The sequence below is a fragment of the Pseudolysobacter antarcticus genome (assembly GCF_004168365.1).
Lineage (GTDB): Bacteria > Pseudomonadota > Gammaproteobacteria > Xanthomonadales > Rhodanobacteraceae > Pseudolysobacter > Pseudolysobacter antarcticus.
Genome location: NZ_CP035704.1, coordinates 412,399 through 428,724 on the forward strand (window position 1 = coordinate 412,399; position 16,326 = coordinate 428,724).

The window sequence follows — 16,326 nt, forward strand, 5'->3', positions numbered from 1 at the left end:
TCAGCCGGCAATGCCCTTCGGATCCGGGCCGTACTGGTTGCTGCCGCGCGTGCCTTCGAGGCAGAAGATCACGATCAACGCGATGTTGGCCAGCGGTACGAGCATCAGCAAATAGAACCAGCCGGTCATGTCGCGATCATGCAGGCGACGCACCGCAACAGCAATCGATGGCACCAGCACTGCCAGCGTATACAAACCGCTGAGCAAGCCGAAACCGTTTGCTGCACGCATGCCGAGCAGGCCATCGATAAAGGCCAGAACGAAGCTGATGATGAGCGAGAACAGGATGAACATCCAGAATTCCTTGCGCCGCGCACGGCCCGAAAAATCCGCAAATTTCTTCAATACCCCGATGTACCAATCCATATGAACTCCCCAAAGATTTGCGCCGATCGTAACCACCACCCGACGGATAGCGCGACGGCGCAAGAATGATGTGCTGCATTTGCAGGAAATACAATATCCGCCGCGCATGTATGCACTGCGCGGCGGGTTATGATTTGCGATCCGATCCTTGTCCGGTTCATGCCATGTTGCTGCGTAACGCCTTTTTGATCTTGATGTTTGCCGCGTTGTTCGCGTGTTCCGGCTCACCACCGCCGATCGATGCAGCGCAGGCTGCTCAAGTTGCCGCGTCGGCACGTGATGCCAAGGCGAGCAAGGATCTAGCGTTGTACGAACAAATGCGCAGCGCCAACAAGAACGATCTCGCGGCCCAGCTTGGTAAGGAATTGCTCGCGAAATATCCCGAAAGTACGGCCGCAGCGAAGGTCAAGGAAAGCATCGAGCAGGTCAACAACGGTGCGCAAGCCGAAAAAGAAGCGCAACGCATCGCCAGATTGTGGACCTACAACACCGCGCCTGAAGCTGGCGGTTCGCAGTATTCGGCGTACGTGTATGCCAAAGACGAAGTCAGTGCCGGCGGCAAGACGCAGCGCTTGCGGCTGGTATTGCGCCAGCATCCGAGCTGGGGCCAGAGTGTGTATCTGCTGCTCGAATCCGGTGGTTTCCGGTGCGGCGCGGATTGTTCGGCCAGCGTGCGTTTCGACGATCAGCCGGCGCAGCGCATGGCGATGACAATTCCGCCCACCGGCGAGCCGGCGATTTTCATCGACGACAACAAAGGTTTTATCGCCAAGCTGGCCAAGGCGCGCTGGCTGCATATCGATGCCCAGCTCAAGGGCGCGTCGGCCAAGCATGTCGTGAGTTTCGAAGTGGCCGGTTTCGATGCGGCGCGTATGCCAAACAAGCCGCACTGAGCCGGGTCGGACAGGCGGCTGCTATACTTCACAGCCTGACAATTCCATCGGTGCAAACCCATGCCGCAAGCGCCTTTCGCCCCCGTGAATCTGATTCCCGCCAACGCCGAAAACCGCTATGAGGTCACGAGCGCCGATCTGCCGTTGTCGTGTCCGATGCCCGGCATGAGCCTGTGGAATTCGCACCCGAAAGTGTATTTGGCGATCGAGGCAACCGGCGGCGCCAAGTGCCCGTACTGCGGCGCGCAATATGTGTTGTTAGACTGATTCAACGGCCCGTGTCGGCGCGCATGCTCAGTGTTGTGCAACTGCTGCCTGCGCTGAACGCCGGTGGTGTGGAACGCTCGACTCTGGAGATCGGCGCGGCGCTGGTCGCGGCCGGACATCGTTCCATCGTGATTTCCGCTGGCGGCCGATTGCTGCCGCAACTGCTCGCGCAGGGCAGCGAACATATCGCCGTGCCGGTCGGCCAAAAATCGCTCGCGACGCTGCGCCACATCTGGACGCTTAAACGGCTATTCGCCGAACTGAAACCTGACATCGTGCACGCACGTTCGCGTCTGCCAGCGTGGCTGGCTTACTGCGCAATGCGTGGCATGCACGGGCTACGTCCGCATTTTGTCACCACCGTGCACGGGCTGAATTCGCCGGGCCGCTACAGCGCGATCATGACGCGTGGCGAGCGTGTGATCTGCGTTTCCGATACGGTGCGCGATTATGTGCGTAAGCATTATCCGCAAACCGATCCGGCACGCCTCAGCGTGATTCCACGCGGCATCGCGCCTGACGAATTTCCGTTTGCCTATCAACCTTCGTCGGCATGGCGCGAAAAATTTTTCGCAGAATTTCCGCAGCTTGCAGGCGCGCCGCTGCTGACCTTGTCCGGGCGCGGCACACGGCTCAAAGGCCATCACGATGCGATCGAACTGCTGGCCGATCTCAAGGCGCAAGGAATCAACGCGCGCCTGATCCTGCTTGGCGCGCGTGAGCCGGGCCGCGAAACCTACATCGCCGAACTCGAACAACTCGCCGCCGTGCGTGGTGTGAGCGAAGCCATCGCCATCACCGCGCCGCGCGCCGATGTGCGCGATGTCTATGCAATTTCCGCGCTGGTGTTGCAACTGTCGAACAAGCCCGAATCGTTCGGGCGCACCGTGGTCGAGGCCTTGAGTCTGGGCCGGCCGGTGCTCGGTTATGCGCACGGCGGCGTCGGCGAATTGCTCGCGGAATTGTTTCCCGTCGGCGCCGTGCCGCTGCGTGATCGAGTCGCACTTTTGACCCGTGCGACCGAGTTGCTGCGCATGCCGCCGAGCTTGTCGCCGCTGACAAAATATCGTCTTGCCGACATGCAGGCCGCGACCTTGCGGCTGTATGCCGAGCTTGCAGATGAGGCCGTGCGATGATTTTATTTCTGCGCACGCAGTGGCCGCTGATCCTGCTATTGCTCGTGCCAGTGTTGTTGCCGTTTGGGCGCACCGCTGAGGCGCCGCTCAGCATCGCCGCGATCATCGGTGTGATTTTGCTGTTGCGTCAGCACGGAGTGTGGCGAAAATCCGCATCGCTGGGTCTTATGCTGCTGTTGTTCGCGTGTTATTGGCTGCCGGCATTTTTCTCTGCGTTCGACTCGGTGGTGCCGGCGAAAAGTTGGGAGACGGTCGCGGGCGATCTGCGTTTTCTGCCGTTCGCGGTGTTCGCTGGATACGCGCTGCGGCAGACGAACATCTGGCCACGCATGCAATGCCTGATCGCACTGATCGTGCTGGTCTGGCTGCTCGATGCGTGGCTGCAAATCTTGACCGGATTCAGCCTCGGCGGCGCAGCGGACAAGGAGCATCTATCCGGCATTTTTGGTGCCGACAATCTCAAGCTCGGACCGGTGCTCGCGGTGCTTTCGCCGTTTCTGTTGCTCGAAGCCCGCGCGCGTTTTTCGCGGACGGGACTGATTGCGGCGTTTTTATTTTTGCTGGTGCCGATTCTGCTCGCCGGCGAACGCGCGAGCTGGCTGAGTTTTGCGCTCGTCTGTCTGATCATGCTGTGGCGCGAAACACGCGCGCCGCTGCGATTCGCCGTGTGGTGCATGGCGGCGCTGACGGGTGCATGTTTTGTGGCGGCGATCGCGTGGCAAACATCGCCGGGTTTCGCCGCGCGTATGCAGCGCTCGCTGCTCGTGCTGCAGGGCACGCATAGCGCGGTCGATGAAGCCTCGGCCGGGCGCTTGCGCATCTGGCATACCGCACTGGCGATGGGCGCGGCGCATCCGCTCAACGGCGTTGGTGTGCGCGGCTTTCGTTATGCGTATGCGACGTATGCCGAACCCGGCGATTTTTTCGTCGATCCGGTCACGCACGAAGGCGCATCGCATGCGCATCAACTGCTGCTGGAACTGTTCAGCGAGACCGGTCTGATCGGCGTATTCGCGTGGTTGATCGGTGCCTGGTTCGCGATACGCGCATGGTGGCGCGCTGATGTACCGACACGTTTGCGCGCACTTGCGCCGGGGCTCGCGTTGGTCGCCATGTGTTTTCCATTGAACACCCATCTCGCGTTTTATTCGGCGTGGTGGGGTTTGTTGTTCTGGTGGCTGCTGGCCTTGTATTGCGCCGCGTTGCAGAGCGAATCGCACGAGGTCACAACGCATGTCGCGTGAACCGCTTTCCGCCGTCATCACTACCTTGAATAACGCGGCAACCTTGGAGCGTTGTCTCGCGAGCGTGGCCTGGGCCGACGAGATCGTGTTGCTCGATTCCGGCAGCAGCGATGCGACGCTGACGATTGCGGAGAAATTTCATTGCCGCATTTTCAGCGAGCCGTTCAAAGGCTACAGCGCGCAAAAACAATCGGCGGTCGACAAGGCCATACATGCGTGGATCTTGCTGCTGGATGCCGATGAAGCATTGGCCGACGGCGCGCGCGAATACATCGAAAAGGCCCTCGAAAATCCGCAGGTCGCGGGCTTTCGTCTGCCGCGCCGCGAGCAGATGTTCTGGACCTTCCAGCATAGCTGGAGCTGGGTCAATGCGCATCTGCGGCTGTTCGACAAACGCCACGGCAAGCTCAATCAGGTGCCGGTGCATGCGGCACCCGAAGTCGATGGAAAAGTAATCGTACTACGAGCGCAGATGCTGCATTACGGCGAGCCCGACATCCACACCAAGGTTGAAAAAATCAATCACTATTCGACCGGGCTGGTCGCCGACAAACTCGCGCGTCGCAGTCGCTTTGTGGCTGCGCGCATGCTGCTTTATCCGCCGATATTTTTCCTGCGCCAATATATTTTCAAGCGCTATTTCCTCAACGGCTGGGCCGGATACATCAGTGCCGTGACCGGCGCGTATTACGTGTTTCTCAAGTACGCCAAGCTGCACGAAGCGCGCCGCCGCAAGCGCGACAAATAATTTCGCGAGAACACAGGCATTGGCCGTGCGTTTGCTGTTCGGCAACTAATGGCGGCGATCGCCAACAAACATGTGCGGCAAGTCTGGGCGATGCAGGAATACGCCGGGGATTACGACCCGCATGCCTGCCTGCGACATCCGATATACGGACCTGCGCAAAACGTGTGAGAAAACGTTTTCGATGCATCGTCAGTGCGAAGCGGTAGACAACGGGTCAGACCACCCCGGCGAGAACCTGACTAATTATTCGGACGTCACAACGTGTTTCCGCTGATCCCCGCAACACGGACGATACCGATGAACGAACCAGGTCGCCGGGTGCGGTTTATACCCAGGTCCACACCAGCAACATCGGTGCAACAAGACCGGTTATGACCGAAGGAAATCCCCGTGGGAAGGAAATGCAGTCTGATAGCGTGTGCAACACCGCATCGAACTGACAATGCAATACACAACAAAGAATGGACAACATCATGACCAGCATCGGCCCGAAAGCTCAGGGCAAAAACATCAAGCGCGTGGAATTGACAGGAAGTCTCCTGAGGAGTAGCTAGGCGTCACTCCACTCGCGTGCTAAGTAGGCGACGCCGGTTTCGCGCGCGAAGGCATCTGGCGTCCGCACGAGATGGACCTGCTTCCGCGCGCGATAGTCGCGTGCGAGTGCATGAGCCGGGAAGGCAATTATGAGGCTCTGCTGAGATTTGCCTCCCGCTGGCGTTCGAGCACCAAGAAGTAAGACCTTGTAGATTTCGCCGCCGACCTGAACGCAGTTCGGGAGCGCCTTTGTAAGGGCCCCGCCATTGCAGTAGTCGACATACCAACCGGTAAACACAGGCTTCGAAACCTCACCGATCAAATCGATCGGAGTGTCGACTCGACCGGGAACGAGCATGCACCCGGACAAAAGAATCGCTAACGCGGCGAGAGCTGTACGAACACCCATGTGACGCCTAACGTTTGAGATGAGAGGCATGCCCCGGCTTGCCAGGGCACGTCCTCTCGATTGAAGGGTTAGGCATCGCGAGTTTCATGTGCCTGCCAAATTCTTGAGTGCTGCGATTAATGGCTTACCGCGCTGAGCCGTGCGCTCTACAGCATCGAGGCATGCAACGCACCTCGCGTGAGCCTCGGCATCTGACATTTCTATGAAGTGTGTAGAGATCAAGCCAAATGAAACGCGAAAGGCGTTCAAATTGCTGTAGACGTAGACGACGTCTTCGGCGAGCTTGGGCCCAAGCAAACCAAGCCGTTCGACAGCTTTTTCAAAGACAAAGTCCTTTGGCTTTTCAAAGGGACGAAAGACGACGGTATTTCGTGCTTCAGCTTCTATTGTTTGAATAGTTGTGCGCAGAATTTGTTGAATGATCGGCAAGGCCGGTTCGTATGAGGCCAACTCCCCTGCGATCGCTGCGGCTAGAGATTTTCGGTCCCTATAGCGACGAAACACTTCAGCAAGTATTGAGTTCAGGAACGCCACGATGAGCGCTGCCGACGCGGCGATGATTGCGGCGAGTAGTGGATCAGACATGGACGTGGTTTCGAAGCCTAACGAAGCTGTAGAAAAACTGGCCCCGATCTTGCTCGCAAACAGCAAGACGATCAAGGGAGTCGGTGATGGCGCGATACAAAGTGGTGGACATGAGTCCGCGGTTGCTGTCGGTGGATCTGGAAGCGCAGCTGATAGCGGGTTCGTTCGCCCACGCCGTTCATCATATCGTCGACGCGCTGAACTTATCGCTGTTCGATGCGCATTACCGCAACGATGAAGTCGGTGCGTCGGCGCATGCGCCAGGGATGCTGCTCAAGGCAGGGATGTTGGCCTACTCGCAAGGCATGATCAGCTCACGTGCGATCGAACGCGAGCGTCGCGACGTTGACCGGAGTGGACCTTATCCGGCTGTCGAAGTCCGGGTTCGCAACCACTCATAGGACGTCTTGGCAGTATTCAACATCAGAGTCGCGAAGGCATCCCGCGAAACGCGGAACGGCTTCGGCCTTTCGAATGCCATTCCTCGATGAAGTGCATTGGCGATTGCCATAAACGTTTTCAGCGGAATGCTGAGCATGAAATTTTGCGCACCGGTTACAGCATGCGCTTATTGACTTCGCTAGGGTTTCGGCGGTTGCGCATCCTTGAGCAACTGCAACGCCATGAATCCCACAGCCGCGGCGCCGCCGACCAGCAACGTCCACAGCAGCCAGGATTTCCATGGATATGCCTCGGGTGTTGGCGCGGGCGCCGCAGTCGCCGCCGCGCCACGCAAGGTTTCGCGTGCACCCAACGTGACCAGCGGCGGTTGCCAATCGTGGCCGAGGCGCGCGCGCAATTGCATGAGTGCGGCGTTGACCGGCGCGTCACCGCGGCGTTCGCTGCGTTGTCCTGCGACCAGTCGATACGGCCCCGGCGCTTGCGCTAGAAACACAAAACGATCCGGGCGATAAGCGATGCTGAGCGAGGCTGGCACGCTCAGCGCCTGCGCCGGTTCGATGCGCCATTCGCGTGAGCGCAGGCCGCTGCCGATTGCGATTTCATCGTTGCTTAGCACAGCGCCATCCTGGCGCAGACGGAATGCAGTGAAACGTGCGCGCTGGCTCCAGCTTTGCGTAGCGCCGCCACCGAGCCGGCTCAGCGCCGACATTTCGGCGATGGAATTATCGCTGGCCAACGTCACGCGCAGTGCTTCCACATTCAACGCGCCGGGCAATAGATATTGATATCCGATGGGCGGCGGATTGTGCCCAGCGGATGCTGGCGCGATCGTCGATGGTGCGTCTTGTGCACTCAGCGGCACGTCGATCCACTGGCGACCGGGACGTTGCACGCTAGTGCGCGAGAGCAGTCGTGCCTCGACGCTGAAGCCCGTGCCCGGCGTGGTGCCGTTGTCGAGTCGACGCAGCCGCAGATATTTTGCGTGCGCTTGCGCAAGCACGATCTGGCGGCGCACGAGCGTGGCATCGTTCTGGCGCAAATCCATCACGCTGGCCGCATCGACCAGCGTATGCCAATGCTGCAGATCGTCGCTGGCATCGACCGCGAACTGCGCGTTCAACGCACTGGTGGAGTTCGTATCCTGCAGCCACAGACTTTCGATCGGCGCATCAATCGCGCTGGCATCGAGCAGATAATCGGTGCGCGTGCTGGCGGCACGGGCATTGCCGGTTTGCGTATCGAGCTTGCGCAAACGCCCGGTTATATCGCGTTCGATCTGGATATGCAGATCGTCGCTGGCCTGATCGTCGGCATTACGCGGTAACGCGAAACTCGGCAGTTTCACGCGCTCTTCGTGATACAAAACCTGCGTGTCGAACGCCACTGCTTGCAGCGGCACGGCTTCGTCTGCGGCGTTGAAAACTTCGAGATCGCGCAACTCCGGATCGAACAGCGCTGCATACACTTCCGGCGTAATTTCGATCTGGTACGCGCTGCTTTCCGCGCCGGTCGTAAGCGGCCACGCGTAGGCGAAATCGCTGGACTTCGCCGCCATTGCATCGGCGCAGAATACTGCGAACACGACACCAACTAACGTGGTGCGATTCAGCGCAAAAAGCTTCATTCGCTATCTCCGTTTATCGTCGTCAATTTGCGCGGTGGCACTGGCGCAAAATAGCCGACCACCAGCAGCAAGACGCCGACCGCGAGGAACGACAAAATACCCGGCAAGTCGCCGAGATGTTGTCGATCGATCAGGATCAACTTGACCAGCACCACGCCCATCAAGGCTGCGCCGCCGATCCATACGCCACGAATTTTGCGCTTCGCGCCGAACAACATCGCCGCGATGCCGACCGCACTCCACACCAGCGACAGACTCGCCTGCGTGACGGTGGCATCGAACAGATGTTCATTCCATGGAAGGTTGGCGAGGAAATGCACGCTGCGCAACGTGATGGATGTCAGCAGTGCAAAACCGAACAGTGCAAATACGCGCAGGCCAGACTCCTGCGAGATCGCGCTTCCACTGTTGTGATCCGTGCGGCGATACCAGCGCAACATCAGCAACGCAACCAGACATTGCGCGAGTTCCAGCGGATTCAGCAGCGGCACATACGGCAGCGGCGTGGCGTGGCCTTCGACGAATAAACCGAGTAGCAGGAACAAACCAAGCACGATACCGAGCGTGGCGAGCAACGCTGTGCGCAACGAATCGCCCAGCACCGGCAACGGATAATGCACCAGCGATTTGCGTTCCAAAGTTAGCCAGAACAGCGTCGCGAACGGCAGTAATCCGGCCAGCACCACCCAAATCGGCGCGAGCGAAAAATGCACATCGGCGAGATGGCCGAACTCGGCGCCCAGCAGCAAAACCAGCGCCCAGAGGAAAATGAACTGCAGCACGCTCATGCCCTTGCTGAGTGCGGGCTGCAAGTTATGCAGACTGCGCAGCGCAGCCAGCAGCCAGATCGCCCACACCGGTATCGCATAACCTTCGAGCGGGCCGTGTTGTTCGAAGGCGATGATGCCGATCATCGGCAACGCCAGCGGGAAGATGATCACCGCCGGCAGCGCGCAATCCTGCCAGCGCAGGCGACGCAGCAGCTCCGCGCCGATCCACGCACTGACCGAGACAAAACCGAAGGCCCACAGCGTTTTCAGATTCTCCGCGGCGAAGGTGTGGATTTCGTTGCCGCCGAGCAGATACCACCAGCCCAGCGCCCACCAGAACATCGCGTGACTGAGTGGCGCTTTGCTGTCGCGCAGGCTCAACAACCGCGCGCTGACAAATCCGGCCAGACTGATCAGCAACGCGCAAAAAAACGTGCCGTTGAAAATCGCCTGAGTCTCGTGCACCGGCACATGCCCGGGATCAAAATGCAGCGCAAGCGAGCACGCGGCAGCGAGCTGCAATACATAGCCGATCCAGCGCGGCAGACGTCGTTGCTGGCGTAGTCCGAGCCAGACCAGCGCCGCGCCTTCGAGCGCCCACGCGCAAGCCGTGGTGCGTGCCGATAGCGCCAGCGGCACCGCGAGCGTGGCGAAACCCAGCGCGAGCAGCGCGTGTGATTCGCCGAGCAGCTTGAGCGAGAAGCGACGCAGCAACACCCACGCCAGCGTGGTGTAAACCGCCGCCGCGATCACCGCGCTGAAAGCCAGCGTCAGGCGATCACCGTGCAGCAATCCGGCGAGCAGCGGGAAGGCAATCAGCGGCGTGCCGAACACCAGCGTGGAGTCGATGAAGTCGCGACGATCCGGCGCTTGGCGCAGCGCATACAACACCGGGATCGCGAGATAAAAAAGCCAGAACAGAATCAGGAATGGCTCAGTGCTCGCGAGATTTTGCGGCTGGTAACTCAGTACGCCCCAGGCGCTGCCGATGCCGAAGGTGAACGCGAAACCGATCAGGTTCAACACGCGCCACGGCTTGCGCCAGGCGATGCCGAGAATCGCAGCGTTCAACAACGTGTAATACGAGAACAACGCCACATGACTGCCGCCGCCGGTCGACACCAGAATCGGCGAGAGAAATCCGCCGATGATGCCGAGCACCGCCAGCGCGATCGCGTCCTGCAACACGGCGAGTACGCCGATACCGACGACCAGGATCAACAACAAGGCGAACGCCGCGCCGCTCGGAATCAGGTGATAGACGCGGAATGCGCTGAACACCAGCATCATCAGGATGCCGATGCAGCCGCCCTGCAGACTCAGCGCGAACGAACGGTTCTGTTCGCGCTTGCGCCACGCAAACACCAGCGCGGCCAGCGTTGCCGCGGCGATGGCGGCGAGGCGCAGTTCGATCGGCAGGCTCAGCCAGCCTTGATCGGCGGCGTATTTGATCAGCGCGGCGACACCGGCGAACAACACCAGCACGCCGATCTTGACCGGCACATTGCCTTCGGTGAACCAGCGTTTGATCGCGCTGATGCCGCGCTCGATGGAATCCGGCTCGCGGCGGACGACCGGGCGTGGCGTGGTTGGTGTCGCCGCGCGATGGGCATTTAGCGACGGCACCGATGCGGCAGTTGCATCGGGCGCGGACGTTGCGGCGATGGGCTGATCGGCTTGTATCGATGTCGGCGGCTGCGGGATATAAACCCGGGCCGGGATCGGCGCGGTGACATTCGCAGACGGGATTGCTGATGGGAAATCGAGGTCGGCCGCTGGCTCGTCGCGCAATGTCAGCGATTGCGCCGCGGCATCGGAACGCGCCTTGTCGGAATCCATCGATTTGCTGATGCGCGCGTTACGCAGCGCAATCAGATCACGTTCGAGCTGGCTTACGCGTGTGGCGAGAATGCGCCAGCGCGCGATGAACAATCCGCTGATCGCGCCGAACACCACGCCAGCGCCCCACGCCTCGTTTTGAAATATTCCGCCGCACAAGATCGCGCCGAAAATTGCGCCGACCAGCAACAATAAAAAGCTCATGTGTTATTCCCCTGTGAGACCGAATCGTGCCGCAACGGAACGAACCCGGTGTTTCCATCCTGCGAAACCAGCATTACGACAAACGAGCATACGACGGGACATTGTCGATGAACCCTTGCGACATCGCCCGCGAAGATAGTATCAATACAGCGGCGGTTGCTGTTCGGGGCGCGACTTGAAGCGTTTGTGCACCCACAGATATTGCGCCGGCGCCTCGCGCACCATGCGTTCGATCGCGGCATTGATTCGTGCGGTATCGACGGCGACATCGCTACTCGGAAAATCCGTCAGCGGTGCTTCGAGCCGCAGCACATAACCGCCATCGGGCAGGCGCCGATGAAAAAATGCAATCACAACCGCACCAGACAGTCGCGCGAGGTGATGGGTTGCGGTGATGGTCGATGCCGGCACGCCGAAAAACGGCGCGAACAACGCATCCTTGCCGCGCATGTCCTGATCCGGCGCGTACCAGATCGTGCCGCCGGATTTGAGATGCTTCACGGTGGCGCGAATCTGCTCCTTGGTGAACATCGCATCGGCGTAACGCAGGCGCGCGCGCAGCACCGCCCACTCGAACGCGGCATCGTCCATCACGCGATACATGCCGGCGATGCGGATGCGTTGTGACACCAGCCGCGCGCACAGTTCGAGATGCGAAAAATGCGCGCCGACCAACAACACGCCGCGCCCAGCGGCGCGTGCAGCTGCGAGATGTTCGAGGCCTTCGATCTGCACCGGCACGCGCGCGATGGCGCGCGTCGATGCCATCCACGCCAGCGCAAACTCGACCAGCATGAGGCCGAGATCGCGCATATTGGCTTTCAGCAAATCGGCACGTTCTTGCGCCGACATTTCTGGGAAACAAATTTCGAGATTGCGGCGCGCAACGCGTTTGCGCGCCGGCAGCAGCATCGGCAGCAGCGTGCCGAGCGCATGACCGAGGCCGAACAACACGCGATAAGGCAAACGTGCGATCAGCCAGATTACGCCGAGCGCGAGCCAGCTCGGCCAATAGCGCGGCGAGAGCAGGGCGGCACGCCACGGCGGCGCGGGCGTGATGGAAGCGGGCGGGGTAGAGTCGGCGGCAGGCATGCATGGATTGTATGCGGACGCGCGTCTTTCGTGCGTGGCCGCCGCGAATCAGGCAACGATGTGCGGGCGCGTGGCCGTTATACTGGCGCCATCTATGCTCAATTCCATGCTCACACGCTTCTTCTACACGCTGACGATGTACCTGCTGACGCCGGTGATCGTGTATCGCCTTGCTTGGCGCGGTTTTCGTTATCGCGAATACCTCGCGCGTTGGCGCGAGCGTTTCGGTTTTTTTCCAGACCCGAAATTTCACGACAGCATCTGGATCCATGCCGTCTCGATGGGCGAGGTCAATGCCGCGGTGCCATTGATCGAGGCGCTGATGCGCCGGCATATCGGCTCGACGTTCGTCATCACCACGGTCACGCCGACTGGATCGGAGCGCGTGCGCAAGGTGTTCGGCGAGCGCGTGTTTCATGTCTACCTGCCGTACGATTTGCCGGCCTCGATCTGCCGTTTCCTGGCACGCGTGAAACCGCGGCTGGCGGTGATCATGGAAACCGAAATCTGGCCGAACCTGTTCATGGAATGCCACAGCGCCGGCGTGCCGATCGTGGTGGCGAACGCGCGGCTTTCCGAGCGCAGCCTGAAAGGTTACGGCCCGATCCGGCCGCTCGTGCGCATGGCGATTCGCAGTGTGAGTTTTGTCGCCGCGCAATCGCAACTGGATGCCGAACGCTTGCTTAGCATCGGCGCGCGACCCGAGCGTTTGCGTGTGGTCGGCAACCTGAAATACGACATGGCGGTGCCGCCCGAACTCGCGCAATGCGGTCGTGATTTGCGTAGCGGCTGGGGCGCGCATCGGCCGGTATGGATTGCCGCGAGCACGCACGAAGGCGAGGAGATCGCCGTGCTCAAGGCACATACCGAAGTGCTGCGGCGTTTTCCGGATGCGCTGCTGCTGATCGCGCCGCGCCATCCCGAGCGTTTCAAGCCGGTGGCGCAGGCGTTTCGCAATCTCGGTTTCGCCACGCGCACGCGCAGCGAGGACGATACTGCGGACACGTCAAGCCAGGTGTTTGTGGTCGATACGCTGGGCGAATTGCTGAACTATTACGCCGCTGCGGACATCGCGTTTGTTGGCGGCAGCCTTGATCGCGTCGGCGGCCACAATCTGCTTGAGCCAGCCGCGCTGGCGGTGCCGGTAATCGTCGGTCCGCACACCTTCAACTTCGAAGAAATCGTCGCCAGCCTGGCGCAGGCGCGCGCGATGATCGGGATCGCCGACGCCGAGTTGCTCGGCGATGCGGTGCTGCATCTGTTGTCGCATCCCGATGAACGCGAGCTTATGGGGGAGGCCGCGCGCCAGGTTTTCCAGCGCGAAAGCGGCGCGGTCGATCGCAGCATGGCGATCATCGAGGATGCCTTGCACGGTACCGCGCCGGGCGGTCTGAAAGCCTCTGTTCGTCAGCGCAAACTCTGACGCAGAGCACTGATCTGCCGCAGCGTTATCGATGGATCATTCGAGCAGCGAGTTCACCGCTTCGAGATCCTTTGGCGCGATGCTGCCGGCCGAATCCTTGAGCCGCAGGCCGTTGATCACAAATCCGTGGCGCGCCTGTGAATAATCACTCTGCGCCTGCAGTAGACCTTGCTGGCTTAACAACACATCGACGATGGTGCGCGTGCCGACTTCGAAACCGGCGCGGGTCGCATCGAGCGCGCTCTGCGCCGAAACCACTGCCTGCTTGCGCGCTTGTACTTCGCTGATGCCGGCGACCACTGAACGATACGCGGTGCGCGTCTGATGCACGACCGTACGGCGTTGCGTTTCGAATTGATCCTGGGCGGTGTCGCGATCGGCAATCGCCTGACGCACGCGTGAGGAAGTAAAACCGCCGGTGAAGATGGGAATATTCAAACTCACGCCGAGGCTGGTATCGCCACTCAAACCGTTGGTATGGCCACTGAAACCCGAACCGGATTCAAACTGACTGCCGTTGCCCCAGCTCGGGATATCCGAACGCTGGAACGATGCGGTCAAGGTAGGCAGGTGGCCCGAGCGCTGGGTCTGGATCGAATATTCGGCGGCATCGACGGTGTGCTGACCCGACGCCAGTGCGGGATTCTGCTTCAACGCAAGCGCCACCCATGCTTCCGGATCGCTTGGCGTTGGCGCTTCCATCGGCAGGTTGTCGCGTAGATGTTTCAGGTCGCCGATCGGCTTGGCAATGATTTCGGTCAACGCTTCGCGAGCGTCATCCACCGCATTTTTCGCATCGATGGTACCGGCCACGGCGGAATCGTGTTTGGCGCGCGCGTCATGCACGTCGGTGATCGCCGACAAGCCGACTTCAAAACGTTGTTCGGCTTGATCGAGCTGACGCGCCAGGGCTTTTTCATTGGCTTGGGCGAACAGCAACGCATCTTCCGCAGTAAGTACGGCAAAATAATTCGTGGCGACACGCAGGATCAGGCTTTGTTCGGCGGCGGTGTAGTTGCTTTCACCGGCGTCAGCGCTAGCGTGAGCGGCGTGCAGCTGCGACAGCTTGCTGAAATCGAACAAAGTCTGGTTGGCCTGCAGCACGTAACGACGGCTGTAGGTGAGCGCGCTGGAACCGAACAATCCAGTGCCGATCTGACCGTTGATCACGCTCAGGCCAGTCGAACTCTGGCTGCTGTCATCGCGCAAAATACCGGCGCTACCGCTGATCTGCGGCAACAAAGCCGAGCGCGCTTGCGCCACACCTTCACCAACACTGCGTTTTTGCGCTTCGACGGTGGCGAGGGTCGGATCGGCGCTGCGTGCAATCTGATACACCTGCAGCAGATCTTCGGCGGCGGCGAAGCCAGGCAGGCTGGCGCATAGCAGGGCCAGAGTGAGCGGTGGGAGGCGCAGTCGTTTGAACATGTCGGGTTTCATCCTGATGGCAGTGGATTGCTGCCGAGCCCAAGCTTTACAGCGTAAAGCGTTTCGGTGGCGCGGCATTGGTGAGATACGGAATATCGGTTTCCAGCAAACTTTCTTCGCTCCATTGCTGCGCATCGATTCGCGTGTACAGCATCGCCTGTTGCACCGGCGATTGACCGACGATCGCGAACAAACGTCCGCCCGGTTTGACCCAGTCGCGGAAACGCTGCGGCACGGTGGCTACGGCGCCGGTCACGACGACCGCATCGAACTGGCGCTGCGGATCGAAACCCAGCACCGCTTCGGCAGTTTCGATGCTGACGTTGGCAATGCCTTGTTGTTCCAGCCGTGCGCGAGCAGTGGCGGCGAGATCGGCGTGTTGCTCGATACTCACGACCGAGTCTGCGAGCATGGCCAGACACGCGGTGACGAATCCCGAGCCGGTACCGATTTCGAGCACGCTCTCGTTGCCGGTGAGTGCCAGCGCTTGCAGCAGGCGGCCTTCGAGCACCGGTTTCAGCATTACCTCGCCATGCGCCAGCGGCAGGCAAAGATCGGCGAACGCGAGATTGCGATGTTCGGGCGCGACGTAGTCTTCGCGTTTCATCGCGGCGAGTACGGCGAGTACACGCGCGTCGAGAACTTCCCACGGTCGCACTTGCTGCTCGACCATGTTGAAACGCGCCAATTCAATGTTCATGGACATGCGGTTGAGTTCCAGCCAGGGCAAAAAGGCTTAAAAGCATAGAGCCACGCCCGACTCTGGGCAAATATTGACGTTGAAACAAACACCATTCGCTGTATGGACGCATGCTGGCGCGGCTTGGTTGCATCGTTGCAGTGACAATGCCTGTTCCCGACATTCGGCCCGTGGTGAAACGTGTTGCGGGCTTTGCCCAGTGGCGCTTAAGGTCGCTTGTCGCGCGTGTTTGCCAAAGTGCCGGAAGTCATTGCAACTTTTATGCGCTCAAACGCATCGGTGCCGAACTGCGCGTGATCTGCGCCAGCGGCAAGCGCGTAAGTTCACGCTCGACGGCACTTTCCAGACGCGCATTGACCGTCGATAAAACGTTCATGCCGACCCGTTGCGCGGCGCGCGTGCGCACCACCATCTGCCAGCCGAGCCAGCGCGCAAGAGTGCCGAGTTCGCTGCGGCTGAGTCGATACAGGCTGCGCTCGGCGGCAAGCTGCTGCATGTCGGCGTGCAGATCGAAATCGGTGTCGTTTTCGAGCAATGCGGCAAAGGCGCGTTGCGCCTGTTTGTAGCTTTCGCTCAGAGCGAGCGGATAGGCGGATCCCATGATGGGTTGATTCCCTGGCAACGGTGGAGAAGATGAAGCGCTGACGCGCAAGACAGCCACT

Annotated in this window: 15 protein-coding genes; 7 read left to right on the plus strand and 8 right to left on the minus strand. The window is 60.3% G+C overall.

The genetic code is table 11. The features are described 5' to 3' along the window. A complete protein-coding gene (locus ELE36_RS01785; RefSeq protein WP_129831464.1) occupies positions 1-366 on the minus strand; it encodes a DUF805 domain-containing protein in 366 nt (121 codons plus the stop codon). A gap of 164 nt (positions 367-530) precedes the next feature. On the opposite strand from ELE36_RS01785, the gene ELE36_RS01790 reads away from it, so the two are divergent. From ELE36_RS01790 to ELE36_RS01810, 5 genes are read left to right on the plus strand one after another with little or no spacing between them, the layout of a single operon-like run. After that, entirely contained in the window at positions 531-1,259 is a 729-nt protein-coding gene (locus tag ELE36_RS01790) for a hypothetical protein (RefSeq protein WP_129831465.1), read from the plus strand. Between the two features lie 60 nt (positions 1,260-1,319). Further along, on the plus strand, positions 1,320-1,526 hold the full coding sequence (locus ELE36_RS01795; protein WP_129831466.1) for a zinc-finger domain-containing protein: 207 nt from the start codon (positions 1,320-1,322) through the stop codon (positions 1,524-1,526). 23 nt (positions 1,527-1,549) lie between these two features. After that, positions 1,550-2,662 carry a glycosyltransferase gene (locus ELE36_RS01800; RefSeq protein ID WP_129831467.1) on the plus strand — a complete coding sequence of 371 codons (1,113 nt, stop codon included), beginning with the start codon at positions 1,550-1,552 and terminating at the stop codon, positions 2,660-2,662. Next, positions 2,659-3,906 (plus strand): O-antigen ligase family protein, encoded by a 1,248-nt coding sequence (locus ELE36_RS01805; RefSeq protein WP_242512333.1) that lies wholly within the window; start codon positions 2,659-2,661, stop codon positions 3,904-3,906. Before ELE36_RS01800 ends, ELE36_RS01805 begins: the two co-directional genes overlap by 4 nt. Further along, complete coding sequence (locus ELE36_RS01810) at positions 3,896-4,654, plus strand: glycosyltransferase family 2 protein (RefSeq protein ID WP_129831468.1); 759 nt, start codon at positions 3,896-3,898, stop codon at positions 4,652-4,654. The genes ELE36_RS01805 and ELE36_RS01810 overlap by 11 nt, the downstream gene beginning before the upstream one ends. 1,027 nt (positions 4,655-5,681) lie before the next feature. Here ELE36_RS01810 and ELE36_RS01815 read toward each other — a convergent pair. Then, positions 5,682-6,182: a hypothetical protein gene (locus ELE36_RS01815; protein WP_129831469.1), complete on the minus strand. Its 501-nt coding sequence runs from the start codon at positions 6,180-6,182 to the stop codon at positions 5,682-5,684. A gap of 86 nt (positions 6,183-6,268) precedes the next feature. Here ELE36_RS01815 and ELE36_RS01820 point away from each other — a divergent pair, with 86 nt between their 5' ends. Beyond that, a complete protein-coding gene (locus tag ELE36_RS01820; RefSeq protein WP_129831470.1) occupies positions 6,269-6,583 on the plus strand; it encodes a transposase in 315 nt (104 codons plus the stop codon). Between the two features lie 179 nt (positions 6,584-6,762). On the opposite strand, the gene ELE36_RS01825 is transcribed toward ELE36_RS01820, so the two are convergent. From ELE36_RS01825 to lpxL, 3 genes are all read right to left on the minus strand, one after another. Further along, on the minus strand, positions 6,763-8,208 hold the full coding sequence (locus ELE36_RS01825; RefSeq protein ID WP_129831471.1) for a DUF3999 domain-containing protein: 1,446 nt from the start codon (positions 8,206-8,208) through the stop codon (positions 6,763-6,765). Further along, positions 8,205-11,021, minus strand: coding sequence for a DUF2339 domain-containing protein (locus ELE36_RS01830; RefSeq protein WP_129831472.1), 2,817 nt, complete (start codon positions 11,019-11,021; stop codon positions 8,205-8,207). Before ELE36_RS01830 ends, ELE36_RS01825 begins: the two co-directional genes overlap by 4 nt. A gap of 141 nt (positions 11,022-11,162) precedes the next feature. Next, positions 11,163-12,113 (minus strand): LpxL/LpxP family Kdo(2)-lipid IV(A) lauroyl/palmitoleoyl acyltransferase, encoded by a 951-nt coding sequence (gene lpxL / locus ELE36_RS01835; RefSeq protein ID WP_129831473.1) that lies wholly within the window; start codon positions 12,111-12,113, stop codon positions 11,163-11,165. A gap of 106 nt (positions 12,114-12,219) precedes the next feature. On the opposite strand from lpxL, the gene waaA reads away from it, so the two are divergent. Next, positions 12,220-13,536 (plus strand): lipid IV(A) 3-deoxy-D-manno-octulosonic acid transferase, encoded by a 1,317-nt coding sequence (waaA, locus tag ELE36_RS01840; RefSeq protein ID WP_129831474.1) that lies wholly within the window; start codon positions 12,220-12,222, stop codon positions 13,534-13,536. A gap of 36 nt (positions 13,537-13,572) precedes the next feature. Here the strand turns inward: waaA and ELE36_RS01845 are convergent, their stop codons facing one another. The 3 genes from ELE36_RS01845 to ELE36_RS01855 all read right to left on the minus strand — a co-directional run bounded on the left by ELE36_RS01845 (position 13,573) and on the right by ELE36_RS01855 (position 16,265). After that, positions 13,573-14,964 carry a TolC family outer membrane protein gene (locus ELE36_RS01845; protein WP_129831475.1) on the minus strand — a complete coding sequence of 464 codons (1,392 nt, stop codon included), beginning with the start codon at positions 14,962-14,964 and terminating at the stop codon, positions 13,573-13,575. Between the two features lie 46 nt (positions 14,965-15,010). Beyond that, positions 15,011-15,670: a protein-L-isoaspartate O-methyltransferase family protein gene (locus tag ELE36_RS01850; RefSeq protein WP_129831476.1), complete on the minus strand. Its 660-nt coding sequence runs from the start codon at positions 15,668-15,670 to the stop codon at positions 15,011-15,013. 253 nt (positions 15,671-15,923) lie between these two features. Continuing rightward, complete coding sequence (locus ELE36_RS01855; protein ID WP_129831477.1) at positions 15,924-16,265, minus strand: hypothetical protein; 342 nt, start codon at positions 16,263-16,265, stop codon at positions 15,924-15,926. Between the last annotated feature and the right edge of the window lie 61 nt (positions 16,266-16,326).

Excerpts from the sequence above, each read along its gene's own strand:
- ELE36_RS01785 (WP_129831464.1), bottom strand. The coding sequence starts at position 366 with ATGGATTGGTACATCGGGGTATTGAAGAAATTTGCGGATTTTTCGGGC.
- ELE36_RS01790 (WP_129831465.1), top strand. The coding sequence starts at position 531 with ATGTTGCTGCGTAACGCCTTTTTGATCTTGATGTTTGCCGCGTTGTTC.
- ELE36_RS01795 (WP_129831466.1), top strand. The coding sequence starts at position 1,320 with ATGCCGCAAGCGCCTTTCGCCCCCGTGAATCTGATTCCCGCCAACGCC.
- ELE36_RS01800 (WP_129831467.1), top strand. The coding sequence starts at position 1,550 with ATGCTCAGTGTTGTGCAACTGCTGCCTGCGCTGAACGCCGGTGGTGTG.
- ELE36_RS01805 (WP_242512333.1), top strand. The coding sequence starts at position 2,659 with ATGATTTTATTTCTGCGCACGCAGTGGCCGCTGATCCTGCTATTGCTC.
- ELE36_RS01810 (WP_129831468.1), top strand. The coding sequence starts at position 3,896 with ATGTCGCGTGAACCGCTTTCCGCCGTCATCACTACCTTGAATAACGCG.
- ELE36_RS01815 (WP_129831469.1), bottom strand. The coding sequence starts at position 6,182 with ATGTCTGATCCACTACTCGCCGCAATCATCGCCGCGTCGGCAGCGCTC.
- ELE36_RS01820 (WP_129831470.1), top strand. The coding sequence starts at position 6,269 with ATGGCGCGATACAAAGTGGTGGACATGAGTCCGCGGTTGCTGTCGGTG.
- ELE36_RS01825 (WP_129831471.1), bottom strand. The coding sequence starts at position 8,208 with ATGAAGCTTTTTGCGCTGAATCGCACCACGTTAGTTGGTGTCGTGTTC.
- ELE36_RS01830 (WP_129831472.1), bottom strand. The coding sequence starts at position 11,021 with ATGAGCTTTTTATTGTTGCTGGTCGGCGCAATTTTCGGCGCGATCTTG.
- lpxL (WP_129831473.1), bottom strand. The coding sequence starts at position 12,113 with ATGCCTGCCGCCGACTCTACCCCGCCCGCTTCCATCACGCCCGCGCCG.
- waaA (WP_129831474.1), top strand. The coding sequence starts at position 12,220 with ATGCTCACACGCTTCTTCTACACGCTGACGATGTACCTGCTGACGCCG.
- ELE36_RS01845 (WP_129831475.1), bottom strand. The coding sequence starts at position 14,964 with ATGTTCAAACGACTGCGCCTCCCACCGCTCACTCTGGCCCTGCTATGC.
- ELE36_RS01850 (WP_129831476.1), bottom strand. The coding sequence starts at position 15,670 with ATGTCCATGAACATTGAATTGGCGCGTTTCAACATGGTCGAGCAGCAA.
- ELE36_RS01855 (WP_129831477.1), bottom strand. The coding sequence starts at position 16,265 with ATGGGATCCGCCTATCCGCTCGCTCTGAGCGAAAGCTACAAACAGGCG.